At 54.4% G+C, this 12,215-nt stretch carries 13 protein-coding genes; 1 reads left to right on the top strand and 12 read right to left on the bottom strand.

Annotated elements, in window-relative coordinates; all coding sequences use genetic code 11:
* From L692_RS0118735 to L692_RS0118720, 4 genes are all read right to left on the bottom strand, one after another.
* On the bottom strand, window positions 1–724 hold a 724-nt coding region (locus L692_RS0118735; RefSeq protein WP_025701610.1), incomplete at its 3' end, for a cytochrome ubiquinol oxidase subunit I.
* A gap of 233 nt (window positions 725–957) precedes the next feature.
* Complete coding sequence (locus L692_RS0118730) at window positions 958–1,164, bottom strand: cold-shock protein (RefSeq protein WP_025701609.1); 207 nt, start codon at window positions 1,162–1,164, stop codon at window positions 958–960.
* A 91-nt stretch (window positions 1,165–1,255) separates the two neighbouring features.
* Window positions 1,256–1,456 carry a cold-shock protein gene (locus tag L692_RS0118725; RefSeq protein ID WP_025701608.1) on the bottom strand — a complete coding sequence of 67 codons (201 nt, stop codon included), beginning with the start codon at window positions 1,454–1,456 and terminating at the stop codon, window positions 1,256–1,258.
* Window positions 1,457–1,743: 287 nt separating this feature from the next.
* On the bottom strand, window positions 1,744–2,982 hold the full coding sequence (locus tag L692_RS0118720; RefSeq protein ID WP_025701607.1) for a S1C family serine protease: 1,239 nt from the start codon (window positions 2,980–2,982) through the stop codon (window positions 1,744–1,746).
* Window positions 2,983–3,293: 311 nt separating this feature from the next.
* On the opposite strand from L692_RS0118720, the gene L692_RS0118715 reads away from it, so the two are divergent.
* Complete coding sequence (locus L692_RS0118715) at window positions 3,294–3,500, top strand: hypothetical protein (protein ID WP_025701606.1); 207 nt, start codon at window positions 3,294–3,296, stop codon at window positions 3,498–3,500.
* On the opposite strand, the gene L692_RS0118710 is transcribed toward L692_RS0118715, so the two are convergent.
* From L692_RS0118710 to L692_RS29385, 8 genes are all read right to left on the bottom strand, one after another.
* Complete coding sequence (locus tag L692_RS0118710) at window positions 3,469–4,275, bottom strand: MBL fold metallo-hydrolase (RefSeq protein ID WP_025701605.1); 807 nt, start codon at window positions 4,273–4,275, stop codon at window positions 3,469–3,471. The genes L692_RS0118715 and L692_RS0118710 overlap by 32 nt on opposite strands.
* Window positions 4,276–4,308: 33 nt before the next feature.
* On the bottom strand, window positions 4,309–5,043 hold the full coding sequence (gene yycI / locus L692_RS0118705; protein WP_025701604.1) for a two-component system regulatory protein YycI: 735 nt from the start codon (window positions 5,041–5,043) through the stop codon (window positions 4,309–4,311).
* 26 nt (window positions 5,044–5,069) lie between these two features.
* Window positions 5,070–6,362 carry a YycH family regulatory protein gene (locus L692_RS0118700; RefSeq protein WP_025701603.1) on the bottom strand — a complete coding sequence of 431 codons (1,293 nt, stop codon included), beginning with the start codon at window positions 6,360–6,362 and terminating at the stop codon, window positions 5,070–5,072.
* Window positions 6,359–8,188, bottom strand: a complete 1,830-nt coding sequence (gene walK / locus L692_RS0118695) for a cell wall metabolism sensor histidine kinase WalK (protein ID WP_025701602.1) — start codon at window positions 8,186–8,188, stop codon at window positions 6,359–6,361. The genes L692_RS0118700 and walK overlap by 4 nt, the downstream gene beginning before the upstream one ends.
* On the bottom strand, window positions 8,188–8,919 hold the full coding sequence (gene yycF, locus L692_RS0118690) for a response regulator YycF (RefSeq protein WP_025701601.1): 732 nt from the start codon (window positions 8,917–8,919) through the stop codon (window positions 8,188–8,190). The genes walK and yycF overlap by 1 nt, the downstream gene beginning before the upstream one ends.
* Before the next feature lie 185 nt (window positions 8,920–9,104).
* On the bottom strand, window positions 9,105–10,637 hold the full coding sequence (locus tag L692_RS0118685; RefSeq protein ID WP_025701600.1) for a peptidoglycan DD-metalloendopeptidase family protein: 1,533 nt from the start codon (window positions 10,635–10,637) through the stop codon (window positions 9,105–9,107).
* Between the two features lie 327 nt (window positions 10,638–10,964).
* Window positions 10,965–11,630 (bottom strand): hypothetical protein, encoded by a 666-nt coding sequence (locus tag L692_RS0118680; protein ID WP_025701599.1) that lies wholly within the window; start codon window positions 11,628–11,630, stop codon window positions 10,965–10,967.
* 244 nt (window positions 11,631–11,874) lie between these two features.
* Window positions 11,875–12,215, bottom strand: a 341-nt coding sequence (locus L692_RS29385) for an adenylosuccinate synthetase (RefSeq protein WP_036724445.1), incomplete at its 5' end; no start/stop codon positions are given.

Here is a 12,215-nt window from a genome sequence, read left to right as displayed (position 1 = left end):
ATCCCCCCCCCTGCCAGTGGCCCGCGAAGGCAACGCCGATTGAGCTGATAATGCCGACGATTGCTGCGACTTTGAAAGACTTCTTAAAGAACTCCACATCCTGCTTTCTCAGCAGCTTATACGCACTGACACCGATAATCAGAAAAGCTCCGGTTGCGAAAGCGCCCAGCACCGTATGCGGGAACTCGACGAGAAGCTGGCCGTTGGTGATTAGCGCGAAGAAATCATTCATCTCCGCCCGCCCGTTGTTGACGGTAAACCCGACAGGGTGCTGCATAAATGAGTTCGCCGCCAGAATCCAGAAAGCAGACAGCGTGGTCCCAATCGACACAAACCAGATCGCGAGCAGATGGATCTTCTTGGAGACCTTCTCCCAGCCGAATATCCAGATTCCGATAAACGTCGATTCCAGGAAGAACGCGAGCAGTGCTTCAACCGCAAGCGGCGCCCCGAATACGTCTCCGACAAAGCGCGAGTAATCCGACCAGTTCATGCCGAACTGGAACTCCTGCAAAATCCCGGTAACCACCCCGATCGCAAAATTCACGAGAAAGAGCTTGCCCCAAAATTTTGCCATTCGTTTGTATTCTTCGTTGCCGCTGCGGACGTACATAGTCTCCATAATCGCGATGATGAATGCCAATCCGATCGTTACCGGCACAAAGAAAAAGTGAAAAATCGTTGTCGACGCAAACTGCATGCGCGACAGCATAACTGTGTCCATGTTCTCCCTTCCTTCTCCCGTTTAGTTGCTTACTATTTTGTCAAAATTTTAAGAGGTCGATTGTGATGTAAGTCACAACTATAATCATTATTATCGGCAAAAATCAATAAATTTGTGACATTAATCACAAAATCTTTGACAAAAGCAAAAAAAAATAAGACGGTTTTCCCGTCTTAACTGCTTCTCAATCTATATTGAGGCGGTTTCCCATCAAGCAATGAACATCGCCTTCTTTAGCGTTTGGGGATTGCTGCTGAGTTAAACAGCTGGGGAAGCATTCTCATATCCTGCTTCATCGGCGCATTGCAGAGCGGACAGCTTGGCGCAGCATCAAACGTAAAATTATCTCTCATCCATCCGTTGCAATCGTCGCTTGTGCAGGACCATACGGCGGTATTCTCTTCCGGTATTTCTTCCAGGGGTTTCTTCCGGTAGTTCATGGCCGTTCCCTCCATTTCTCTCCATGCAAAGTATGGTTGGTTGGTAAAAAAAGACCGTCCCGATGGTTTAAGCGGGACGGTGTTTCGAATTCTACAGTTTTACAACGTTCTCGGCTTGCGGTCCGCGGTTGCCTTCAACAACGTTGAATTCAACGCGTTGGCCTTCGTCCAACGTTTTGAAGCCATCGCCGACGATTGCGCTGAAATGTACGAATACGTCGCTTCCGCCTTCAACTTCGATGAAACCAAAGCCTTTCTCTGCGTTAAACCATTTAACTGTACCTGTTTGCATTGGTGTATGCCTCCAAAAAATAAATTAACATGTTAGTTTTATCTTTGAACAAAGAAAAAATTCACACATTGAAAAAAGTTGTTCCAGCCAACTTGACAACTCTTTTCAATGTGAAAATTCAGGCCCCAAATTAAATTATGATTAATATCATAGTAGCACACGGCAATAGCAAAGGCAAGTTGAGCACCCGGAAATTCCCCATATTTTTCCGCAAAAGGCTGACTCTCTAAATGTACAGCCAGCCTTTCCCATTAAAGCTTTATTATTATATCCTGCCTCCGCCGGAATTATTCCTCCGGCTTCTCTTTCAGTATGACGGTAACTTCCTGCTGCACGCCATGACGATAGAAGGTAATGACCAGCGGATCGCCGATCTTGGTCTCGTTGTAGAGGTACTTGCGCAAGCTCAGCGTGGAATCGATAGCCTCGCCGTTAAACTTCGTAATGACATCGTTCAGCTTAAGCCCCGCTTCCTTGGCCGGACCGACGGCATCGAGGACGACAACGCCTTCCTTGACGCTGCCCGGCAAATCAAGCGCTTTGCGTTGATCCTCAGCAAGCGGAACATACGGATTATTCAAATCAATGGAGTATACGCCCAGGTACGAGCGCGCGATTTTCCCTTTCAGGGACAGCTCCTCCGCAATCTTGCTGACATGATTGGCCGGAATGGCGAACCCGAGTCCTTCCACGCCGGCGTCGGAAATTTTCATCGTGTTGATGCCGATGACCCGGCCGTTCAGATCCACAAGCGCTCCGCCGCTGTTGCCCTCATTGATGGCCGCATCGGTCTGGATAACCTCCTGCTCCCAATCATAAACGCCGTCCTGGTTAAGGGATACCGGAATGCTGCGATTCGTGTAGCTGACAATCCCCGAGGTAAGCGTATCGCCAAGGCCAAGCGGATTGCCGATCGCAATCACCGTTTCTCCAAGCTGAAGCTTTGACGAATCTCCAAGCTGCGCGGTGGTGTTGATCCCCCCGCCGTCAATGGAGAGGACCGCGATATCGCTGACCTTGTCCGCGCCTACAAGCTCCGCTTTGCGGGTCTCGCCGCTCACCGTAACAATTTCAAGCTTGCTTGCCCCGGAGATTACATGGTTATTGGTTATAATGAATGCCTTATTGCCGGTCTTCTTATAGATCACACCCGATCCGAGCGCCGACTCATCCGGGGTGTCTTTCGTTTCCTCTTCTTTATGATTGATTATGCTGACAACCGCCGGACGAACGGTGGCCGCCGCCTTGATAATCCGCTCATAAGGATCGCCGCTGCTTGGCGTCACATTCTGGATGAAGGCAGGGACAGCGCCTGTCTTATGGGAAAGCTGGCCTGTAACGAGACTGAACAGCAGAACGGCGACGACTGCGCTGATCAGGGAGGAAATCGCAGACACCTGCATCGTGGACAGGCTCCGTCCTCTGAAGCTTCTCGACCAGCGGCGGGACATGGGGGGCTTGGAGACTTTTCGTTCTCTCCGTCTGGATACCTTGGTTGAATAGAAATCATCGTCAAACAGTCCCAATCTGTCATCCTCTCCCTTCTTTAACTCGCGCCTGACCAATAGGCCACTCTGCCTGCGGCATCCTCTCACTTCCAGACTGCAGCTTATGCCAAAAGGTTCCGCCTGCATGGGCATTCACTATAAAGATCTTTACTCGTCCAGGCAAGCACTCAATCTCTGAATAATGGAATACTTTGCGGCCTGCCAGACTATAATACTAGAAAGGCGACCGGCAAAGCTGGCCGCTTTGCTCTCCTATTGTACCATAGCGACGAGGGCGATAACGTGTTCTATCCCAATAAAAAATACAGTTAGCGGCAGGAGGCATAACTATGGATTCTTTTGCTTCAAGCATGGATTTGGCGCAGTTCATCGGCAAGCTCGGCGATCTGAAAGACGAACACTATCATATGACACTCGCTCTGACCGCAGCCGTAGAGCTGCTGATAGACAAAGGATTAATTACGCGCCGGGAGCTTGAGGACAAAATGTCGGAGCTTGACTCTCTTATGATTCGCTCACCGTATCCCATGGCGTAGGCCGGTCATAATAGGTGTCGCAGAGCCGGAACTCGCTGTCTTTATAGAAGCAGCCTCTGTCTTCCATCGCGCCGCGAACCGACATTCTGGCAAGCTCGATCATATTGTGATCCCGGCTGAGATGGGCCAGATAGGTCCGCTTGGTGCGTCCGGTCAGAATCTCGCTAAGCGCCGCGCCCGCCGCATCGTTGGACAGGTGGCCCATATCGCCGAGTATCCGCCGTTTCGTATTCCACGGATACCGCCCCATCCGCAGCATTTCGATATCATGGTTGGCCTCCAGCACCAATACGTCGGCATCCGAGATAGCCGCTCTAACCTTGTCGCTGACATAGCCGAGGTCGGTGGCCACGCTGAGCTTCTCCTTGCCTTCATAGAAGTTGTAGCCGACCGGCTCGGCGGCATCGTGGGAAATGGCGAAGGATTCCACCCGCATATCTCCAAAATCTCTGGACTCACCGGTCTCCAGAACGAGCCGGTTATGCTCCTCGATCTTCCCGACCCCCTTCTCAATGGCGTTCCATGTGCTGCTGTTGGCGTAGATCGGCAGATTGAATTTGCGGGCGACCGCCCCGAGACCCTTGATATGGTCGGAATGCTCATGCGTGACGAGTATCCCGTCAATCTCCTCGCCCCCCAGCTCGCGCATCGCCAGCAGCTCCTCAATCCGCCGCGCGCTTAGACCCGCATCGATCATCAGTGTCGCTCCGCCGCCCCGGACAATCGTGGCATTGCCGGTGGAGCCGCTCGACAGCACCGTAAATGAAATCCCCATATCTCCTGCTCCTCTTTTTCGAAATCCGTTAGTTCACTCCGCTGTCTTGGGACTGATAATATCGGCGCTGATGCCGTTGACGTAATAAGATTTGCCGTCCTCCAGCAGAAAGCGCCACATCGGCGCCGCCACCTGGCTCTCGGAATTGAACAGTTCCCCGTAATAACCAAGCTCGATCTCCTTGACCGCAGCGCCCTGCGGGAAGAACTTCTCGATCAGACTCCCCAGCGCCTTCGAAGCCGGCAGCACCTTCTGTGCTTTGCCTTTTCCGCTTTCCCCGATATCAATCTGCGGCTGCCGGTAGGCGACGATTCTCTGATTGTTGTAGACCAGCTCCAGCCTCACGCTGAACAGCGGCCATTTGCCGTCGACCAGAGGATGCAGCACGAACTTGCCGACCTCGCTTTCCAGAGGATCAAACCGGTAATTTTCGATGTCCGGGATTTGGCTCTTCAGCTCTCTGCTCAGCTCGGTGAAGGAAAAGATCAATTTGCTGTCAACTGGCCGGGCCAGCTGAACCGTCCCGTCCCCCTCACCGGCCGAATAGCGGTACGTAATATCGGGAAGCTGGGGGGTGGCCGCCGGAATAGGGCACAGAATTCGGATATCCTTCTGCTCCATAATCTGCTGGGCTGGGCCGGATAGCGAGGTGAAATCAAGATTGGCGCCGGCCTGCTCCCGCAGATCGGTCCACAGCTGGTAGCAGAGCAGCAGATTCAGCAGCAGAAATGAATAGATGAGCACATTTTTTGCTCTCCCCCAGTCCATGCCTTTCCTCCCTTTAACCCGTTGTATTAATTTAGCGTAATCGACCTTCCGTCACTAAGGTCAACCTGCCAGACGGGAGACAGCTCCAGCTTGTCTCCTTTGACTACCGGCCGATAGGCGGGGTACAGATCGCGGATGGCCGAAGATTCGCTGGCCTTAGCCAGCATCTGGCGCAGAGTCTCTCCACCGGGCAGCTCTACCACTTTTTTGGAGCTCTTGTCATCCTCGCCGTACATTAACGACCGTTCATAAGCCGTAACCGTCCCCTGCTGCAGCCGCAATTGAATGAGCCCGTAATGCAGCTTCGGCTGATCCAGAACCGGGTATGCCCCGTAGGGAAAGGAGCCGTAATACTGCTGAAAGGACACCAGCCGGTCCTGATCGCTCTCATCCTCCGCCTCCAGCCTGAACGCCCCGTTCCATCCCCCATGCTGATTGACAAACTCGACCGCCTCCAGCACATCCTTGGCATTGGTGCTTTCGCCCGCCGGCAGCGCCGCAGGGTCGCTGTAGCTCATCCAGTTCTGCTCCTGGTCGACCTGCAGGCTGCGCTTGCTGTCGGTATAGATTTCCGAGCCGTCCTTCTCCCGGATATACCGGGTGCTCCCGCTGTCGAAGAACAGACTGCTCTGCATTTGCTCTACCGTATACAGCTTGGAGGGCAGCTCGGACGCCATGAGCGACAGATTGCTCTCCGGAACATAATAATCGCCGTTTGACGTTGTATAAGGCGTCCAGGTTTTTCCAAAATCGACATGCTGCTGCACATCCTGCACGGTAAGATCGGCTTTGGCCGCCTCATACACAATGTCTCCCTTTGTGCTGAAGAATACGGCATGCGCCTTCGAATCGTTCTTCGTGCTGTATATCCAGATCCGGTCAACGCTCTCCCCCGCGAACAGAGAATCCGGAGACAGCTGCATCACCCGCTGCAGCAGCGCTACGGGAATGCCCGAGCGGAACGACAGTTCGATCCCGGGATTCTCGCTGCGGATCTTGTACCAATCGAAGCTCTGGATGGAGCGACGCTGGAAGCTCTCGAAGCTCCGTCCCTTGAGCCGGTTGAGAATGAGGTTATAAAATGTCGAGCTTGGGTAAAACAGCGTATGCTTGTTGTCTCCCAAATGAATGATCATTTTGTCGGGAAACAGCAAACTCTCCACCTTTTCCTCGGAGCCCATATTGTCTGTCTTCACATATAAATTCTCCGAGAAGACCGCCGAATCGCTGCCCGGCAGACGATAGATCAAGTAATAGCTCTCCACCAGACTGCCCAGAACGAGCAGCGCCAGAACCCAGGATTTAATCCGTTCCTTCACGCCCCATCCCTCCTTTGCGTCTTCAGAGGCAGCGTAAAGGTGACTTTGGAGCCTTTGTTGAGTTCGGATTGAAGCGATATGGCGCCGCCGTGCGCCTTGACAATTTCCCGGGCAATGGAAAGTCCGAGTCCGGTTCCGCCCATATTCCGCGAGCGGGCCTTGTCGACCCGGTAGAAGCGCTCGAAAATGCGCTCAATATCCTTCTTGGGTATGCCGATCCCGGAGTCCCGGACAGAAATCTCAAGCATTCCTTCGGAATTGTGCCCCGCCTCAATCTCGATGCTGCCGCCCTCCGGCGTATATTTCAGGGCGTTGGACACCAGATTGCCGAGCACCTGGTCAATCTGATCCCTGTCGAGCCAAGCCGTAGAGATGTCCCGGCGGACGATGGTCCCGATGGAAATCCGCTTCTGCCGGATTTGAAAGGAGAATCGGTCGGCTACGTCCTCCAGCATCTCGGCAATATCGGTCTCCTGATAGCGCAGCTGCGCTTCTCTCGAGTCCAGACGCGACAGGTGCAATAGATCGGTGACGAGACGGATCATCCGCTCCGTCTCGCTGCGGATAACGCCGACGAAGCGACCGGCGAGCTGCGGGTCCTCCAAAGCGCCGTCATCCAGCGCTTCCGCATAGCTCTTGATGGTCGTCAGCGGAGTCCGCAGCTCATGCGATACATTCGCCACGAACTCGCGCCGCGACGCTTCCAGATTCTCCTGCTCGGTGACGTCCTGCAATACCGCGATCGTCCCGGCGATTCCGCCCTCGCGGCGGTGAATCGGCGTGAACGTTACCCGCACGATGTTCGGCTCCTCCCCTTCGGAGGATTTAAGCCTCAGCATCGTGGACTGGGCCGTGCCGCCGGACAGAGCGAGCGCTTGATCGCCCTCCAGGGCAAGCAGCCCATCCAGCGCAAGCTCCCTGGGCAGCGGCTCCTCCGCGCCCAGCATCACGGATGCCCGGCGGTTCATCAGAATGACGCGGCCGGTTTCGTCCGCCGCCACTACGCCGTCACTCATATTCGTCAGAATGGAGGCGAGCTTCTCCTTCTCTTCCTCATTCTGGGACAGCGCATCCCGCAGCCGTCCGGTCATATAATTAAAGGCCTTGCTAAGCTGCCCGATTTCATCATTGCCGAAGATCGGCATCTTCCGGTCGAAGCTTCCTTCGGCCACCGCCGTGGCGTGCCGCGTCATCTCCTTGATCGGCTGCGTAATCGTATGGGCCAGGATGACGCCAAGCACCGCCGTCAGCGCCAGCGCGATGAGAAGACCGGAGATGAACACGCTGTTGATCCGGCCCATCGTCGCATACAGATCCTTCATATCAGCGGCAATGTAGATGGCGCCCACGACCTTCCCGCCCGACCAGACCGGCTTGGCGACGACCTTCTTCCGCACATTATCGTCGCCGATAACATACTCCTCGTTGTCGCTGATACCCTGAAGAGCCCGGCTGACCACCGTCTGCGTATTGCGCCTTCCGACATAGTCGCTCTGCGTCGGCACCGAGGTGGTGATGATCTTGCCGCTCGCATCAAGCACCTGAATCTCGGCGCCGCTGATATACAGATTGTTGACCATGCCGCGCAGGCTGTCCGCCGATGATTCTTCGTCCGTTCCGCCGGCTTCGCTGCTGAATTTATCGGCCGTCAGAATGGACAGCATTTCCGCTCGGGCCTTCAAATCCTTCGTAAAGTTATCGGTCAGCGAATTCTTCATTGAGCTTACAAAATAAACGCCGATCAGCTGCATCGCAATCAGGATCAGCAGCACGTAAATAATAATCAGCTTCGCCTGAATTGTCCGGAAAAAGGACAGGGCCTTCATCACAAGCCTCCGCTTTTGGGACTGTGCATTAAATATCCAAGCCCGCGCCGCGTAAAGATATACTCCGGCTTGCTGGGGTTCTCCTCGATTTTCTCTCTCAGCCGACGGATCGTCACATCGACCGTCCGCACATCTCCGAAATATTCAAATCCCCATACCGCCTGGAGCAGATGCTCCCTCGTCATGACCTTGCCGGCATTGCGGACCATATAGTAGAGCAGCTCATACTCGCGGTGCGTCAGGTCAAGCGGTTCCCCGCCCTTGTAGACCGTGTACATATCGGTATCTATGAACAGATCGAAATGGTGGACGCCCTGCTTGCCTTCATCCGGCCCGGTCTGCCGCTCTGCGGGCGTCGGCTTGCGCTGGCGCCGCATCTGCGCCTTGACCCGGGCAAGCAGCTCGCGCGTGCTGAACGGCTTCGTCACATAATCGTCCGCGCCAAGCTCAAGGCCCAGCACCTTGTCGATTTCCCCGTCTTTGGCGGTCAGCATGATGATTGGAATATCCAGATGGGCGGACCGTACCTCGCGGCATACATCCATGCCGTCCTTGCCTGGCAGCATGAGATCAAGCAGCATAAGATCGGGCCGTTTGGACAAGGCAAGGTCCACAGCGCTTATTCCGTCAAAAGCGCAGACGACCTCGTATCCTTCTTTTTCCAAATTGAACTTTAAAATATCGGCAATAGGCTGTTCGTCGTCCACTACCAAAATCGTTCCCATCCCCATAGTCCACCGTTTCACCCTTCTATCTTACTTTAAAGCTTCTTATATTTATTTTAGCATACCTGTCCCCCCGTCACATCCTACGAAGTGTGCAGTCCGGCCTTGAAATCGCAAAAATGGATACTATTTCCTATTAATAATGAAGCCGTCCGGGGATTACCCGAGCGGCCTCTGCGAATCATGACAGATTATTGCAAATATTTGAGCGGATTCATGGCGGTGCCGTTCTTGCGGATTTCAAAATGCAGATGGGTACCCGTGGAGCGCCCGGTGTTGCCCATAATTCCGATGGCGGCTCCCTGCTCCAGCTTCTGGCCGGGTGAAACGGAAATTTCGCTTAAATGGCCATAGTAAGTTGCATATCCGTTGCCATGGTTGATGATGACGACATTGCCGTAACCGTTCTGCACCCCGGCAAAAGAAACCGTTCCCGCGTCGGCGGCCTTAATCGTCCGGTTGCCCGATACGATATCCAGTCCTTTATGGGGCCGTCCCCAGCGTTCGCCGAAGGTGCTGGAAATGATCGCGCTGCTGACCGGCCAGGCGAATGATCCCGAAGCTTCATAGGCTGCCTTCGTGCCTTGGTATACCACTTCCGGCAGCGGAGCCTTGAGCACCTTCTGACCAAGCCACTCTTCCTTGACGACCTCGCCGTTCTCCTTGGTCAGCCGGTACTCCATTTCCTTCAGCCCGGTCTGGCCTGGCCGCACTACCTTCCTCTTGCCTTTGGGAAGCAGATCGCTGGTACGCTCGATCACTTCGGGTTCGGTCACGATTTGCTCCGTCATTTTCTCCGTCGTTACGACAGTCACCGGAGGCTGAGGCACCGTCAGCTTAAGCTCATCCCCGATTTGCAGCGTCAGCTCCTTCACGTTCGGGTTGTTCCGGAAGATGTCCTGCTGCGCAATGCCATACCGGCTGGCAATGGTGGAGACCGTGTCACCTTCCTGCACCGTATATACGAGCGGGGCTTCCACCCCTTCGGTGAGCAGCTTGACCGCTGCTTCGACATCCAGCACCTTGGTCGGATCGGCCTTTACCGGCTGGATGGATATCTGTTCGCGGATATCCGCCGACCCTATCTTCTCCCCGGAGGAAGCGGGCGCGGATACCGCCGCCGTCTTGGCCAGCTTCGGAACGCCGGACGCTTCCTTCTCTCCGGATATGTAGTGGTCTTTTACTCCCTGAAGCACAGCCTGGACCGACTCCTGATCTTTAACAATACCGACGGCCTTCCCGTCCACGACCAGACTAACCCCTACGGCATACGCCTTTAGCTGACCTTCCAGCTTGTCCAGCGTTTGTTCATTGTCGATCACCGGCTTATAGCCGCTGGCCGCTTCCGTGACAATACCCTCTGTCTCCAGAACCATAACCTCATCCGGGTATTTGTTCTGATACTCCCGCCGCTTCTCCTCAAACAGAACCTTTAGCCGCTCTTTGTCCGAAATCGTCCCGATTTCCTTGCCCTGCACCAGAACCCGGTAATAGACCTCCGTATTCGCCTCCACATAATACTTGTGCGCCCCCATGATCGAGACCGTCAGCAGTGCAATACCGGCCGATGCCGACAGCCAGGCCATTAGCGGATGCCGCCGCGATTTATGAATCAGTGGAGCGACCATCATGCCTTCCCCTGCATCGTCACTCCGCTCAGCCGCAGACATGGAAGTTGGTTCTTGCTGCTTCTTCAGCCCGAGTATAAACTTCAATCCTTTCACGAAACTCTCCCTTTCAGTCTGTTCCTTGTACTGCGCCATGCAGCCGGAGCTATGGTATGACCGCTTCATCTATATTTTCCGAGAATATTGTTCTGTGTCCAAACTGCAAATGTTACTGGAATGAACTGGTAAATGGTTACAAAAAATTAACCAATTTCGGTCCCTGTTTACTTTACCACAGCCTGCGGAAAAATTTCAACTTTCACTGGGGAAGATACGACAGCGCCGATAACAGGCAGTTTTATGCAAAAGGGCCGTCCCTTACCGTCTCTACCGGTCCTGGACTTCCCTTTTTTTCCAATTTATTATACATTTGTCGCAGCGCTCTTACTGTCCGCCCGTGCCGGAAGTCAATATCTTCATCAGCTTGTCGTATTCCTCCTGTGACACATACTTGGAAATAATCGACTGAACCTCCGTCACTTCCTGCTCCGTCAACCCGTTCTCCATCGCCGCCGATATTTTCTGCATCTCCTCCTGGGGAACCTTGTTCATCAGAATGTTGAACACACTGACCTTTTCCTCGGACGGCAAGCTGTCCTTCAGATCCTTCATCGCCTCCGGAGTCATGACCAGCTGCTGATCCTGCGCGCTCTCGCTCTGCTCCTCGGTAGACGCCGCACCCATGACTGGCAACGCATTGTCCGGCGCCTTCTCGCTCTCCGTACTTCCCCCGGTGTCAGCCGTCGCCGCCGGAACGGTCCCGCCATTATCTCCTGTGCCGGATGGCTCCTTCACTTCCGGGCTTCCGGCTCCGGCAGAGCCGCCATCGTCTTTGGCCGTACCCTTGGACGGCGGCGCCTTGCCGCTTGTACCCATGAGGCTGCTCAGCATTCCGCCGAAGCCTGGAGCGGGCGTATCCACCTTCAGACCGAACTCGGACATGACCGACTGCACATACGCATTTACGATAACCCCGGTTGTCAGTATGGACAGACTGCTGGCCAATACGACAATCAGGCATATCCCCAGCACCTGTTTAACAAATTTCATTTCCATCTCTCCCTCGTATCCGCTCGTCCGCCAATAACCGCTGCTTTCACATCAGCCTGCTCTTATTCCAGTATTGACCGATAGGGGCTGCGGGAAACGTCCGTCCGCTTATTCATGCAGAGGTTATAACGTGACAAATAGACCTCCAGGAGAAAAATAGGTCACACGCAGAAAAACCGCAGAAAGCCGTTGCAGGCTCTCTGCGGTTCCTAAACGCATACGATCCGAGGGGAATCGCCGCTAATTATTCGTAAATCGGCAGAACTTGGTTCGTCTGGTTGCGGTTGCGTCCAACCGAGAAGATGGCAATCGGAATCCCGGTCAGCTCGGCTACGCGCTGCACATATTTGCGCGTGTTCTCCGGCAGATCCTCCAGCGTCTTGGCCGAGGTGATGTCCTCGTCCCAGCCCGGCAGCTCTTCATAGACCGCTTCGCATTCGGCCAGCATCTTCAGGCTTGCGGGATAATGTGTAATCACTTCCCCGCGGTATTTATAGCCGGTGCAAATCTTGACCGTCTTCAGACCGCTTAACACGTCGAGCGAATTCAGGGACAGTCCGGTCAAGCCGCTGACACGGCGGGGCA

Origin of the sequence: Paenibacillus forsythiae T98, from assembly GCF_000520735.1 — a bacterium.
GTDB lineage: Bacteria > Bacillota > Bacilli > Paenibacillales > Paenibacillaceae > Paenibacillus_AQ > Paenibacillus_AQ forsythiae.
The sequence above is the reverse complement of the archived record's forward strand: the minus strand, read 5'-3'. Positions and strand labels throughout refer to the sequence as shown.

Bases quoted from the DNA above. Each gene is read 5' to 3' on its own strand.
- L692_RS0118715 (WP_025701606.1), top strand. From the start codon at position 3,294: ATGGATTCTTTTGCTTCAAGCATGGATTTGGCGCAGTTCATCGGCAAG.
- L692_RS0118730 (WP_025701609.1), bottom strand. From the start codon at position 1,164: ATGAACTACCGGAAGAAACCCCTGGAAGAAATACCGGAAGAGAATACC.
- yycF (WP_025701601.1), bottom strand. From the start codon at position 8,919: ATGGGGATGGGAACGATTTTGGTAGTGGACGACGAACAGCCTATTGCC.
- yycI (WP_025701604.1), bottom strand. From the start codon at position 5,043: ATGGACTGGGGGAGAGCAAAAAATGTGCTCATCTATTCATTTCTGCTG.
- L692_RS0118710 (WP_025701605.1), bottom strand. From the start codon at position 4,275: ATGGGGATTTCATTTACGGTGCTGTCGAGCGGCTCCACCGGCAATGCC.
- L692_RS0118680 (WP_025701599.1), bottom strand. From the start codon at position 11,630: ATGAAATTTGTTAAACAGGTGCTGGGGATATGCCTGATTGTCGTATTG.
- walK (WP_025701602.1), bottom strand. From the start codon at position 8,188: ATGAAGGCCCTGTCCTTTTTCCGGACAATTCAGGCGAAGCTGATTATT.
- L692_RS0118725 (WP_025701608.1), bottom strand. From the start codon at position 1,456: ATGCAAACAGGTACAGTTAAATGGTTTAACGCAGAGAAAGGCTTTGGT.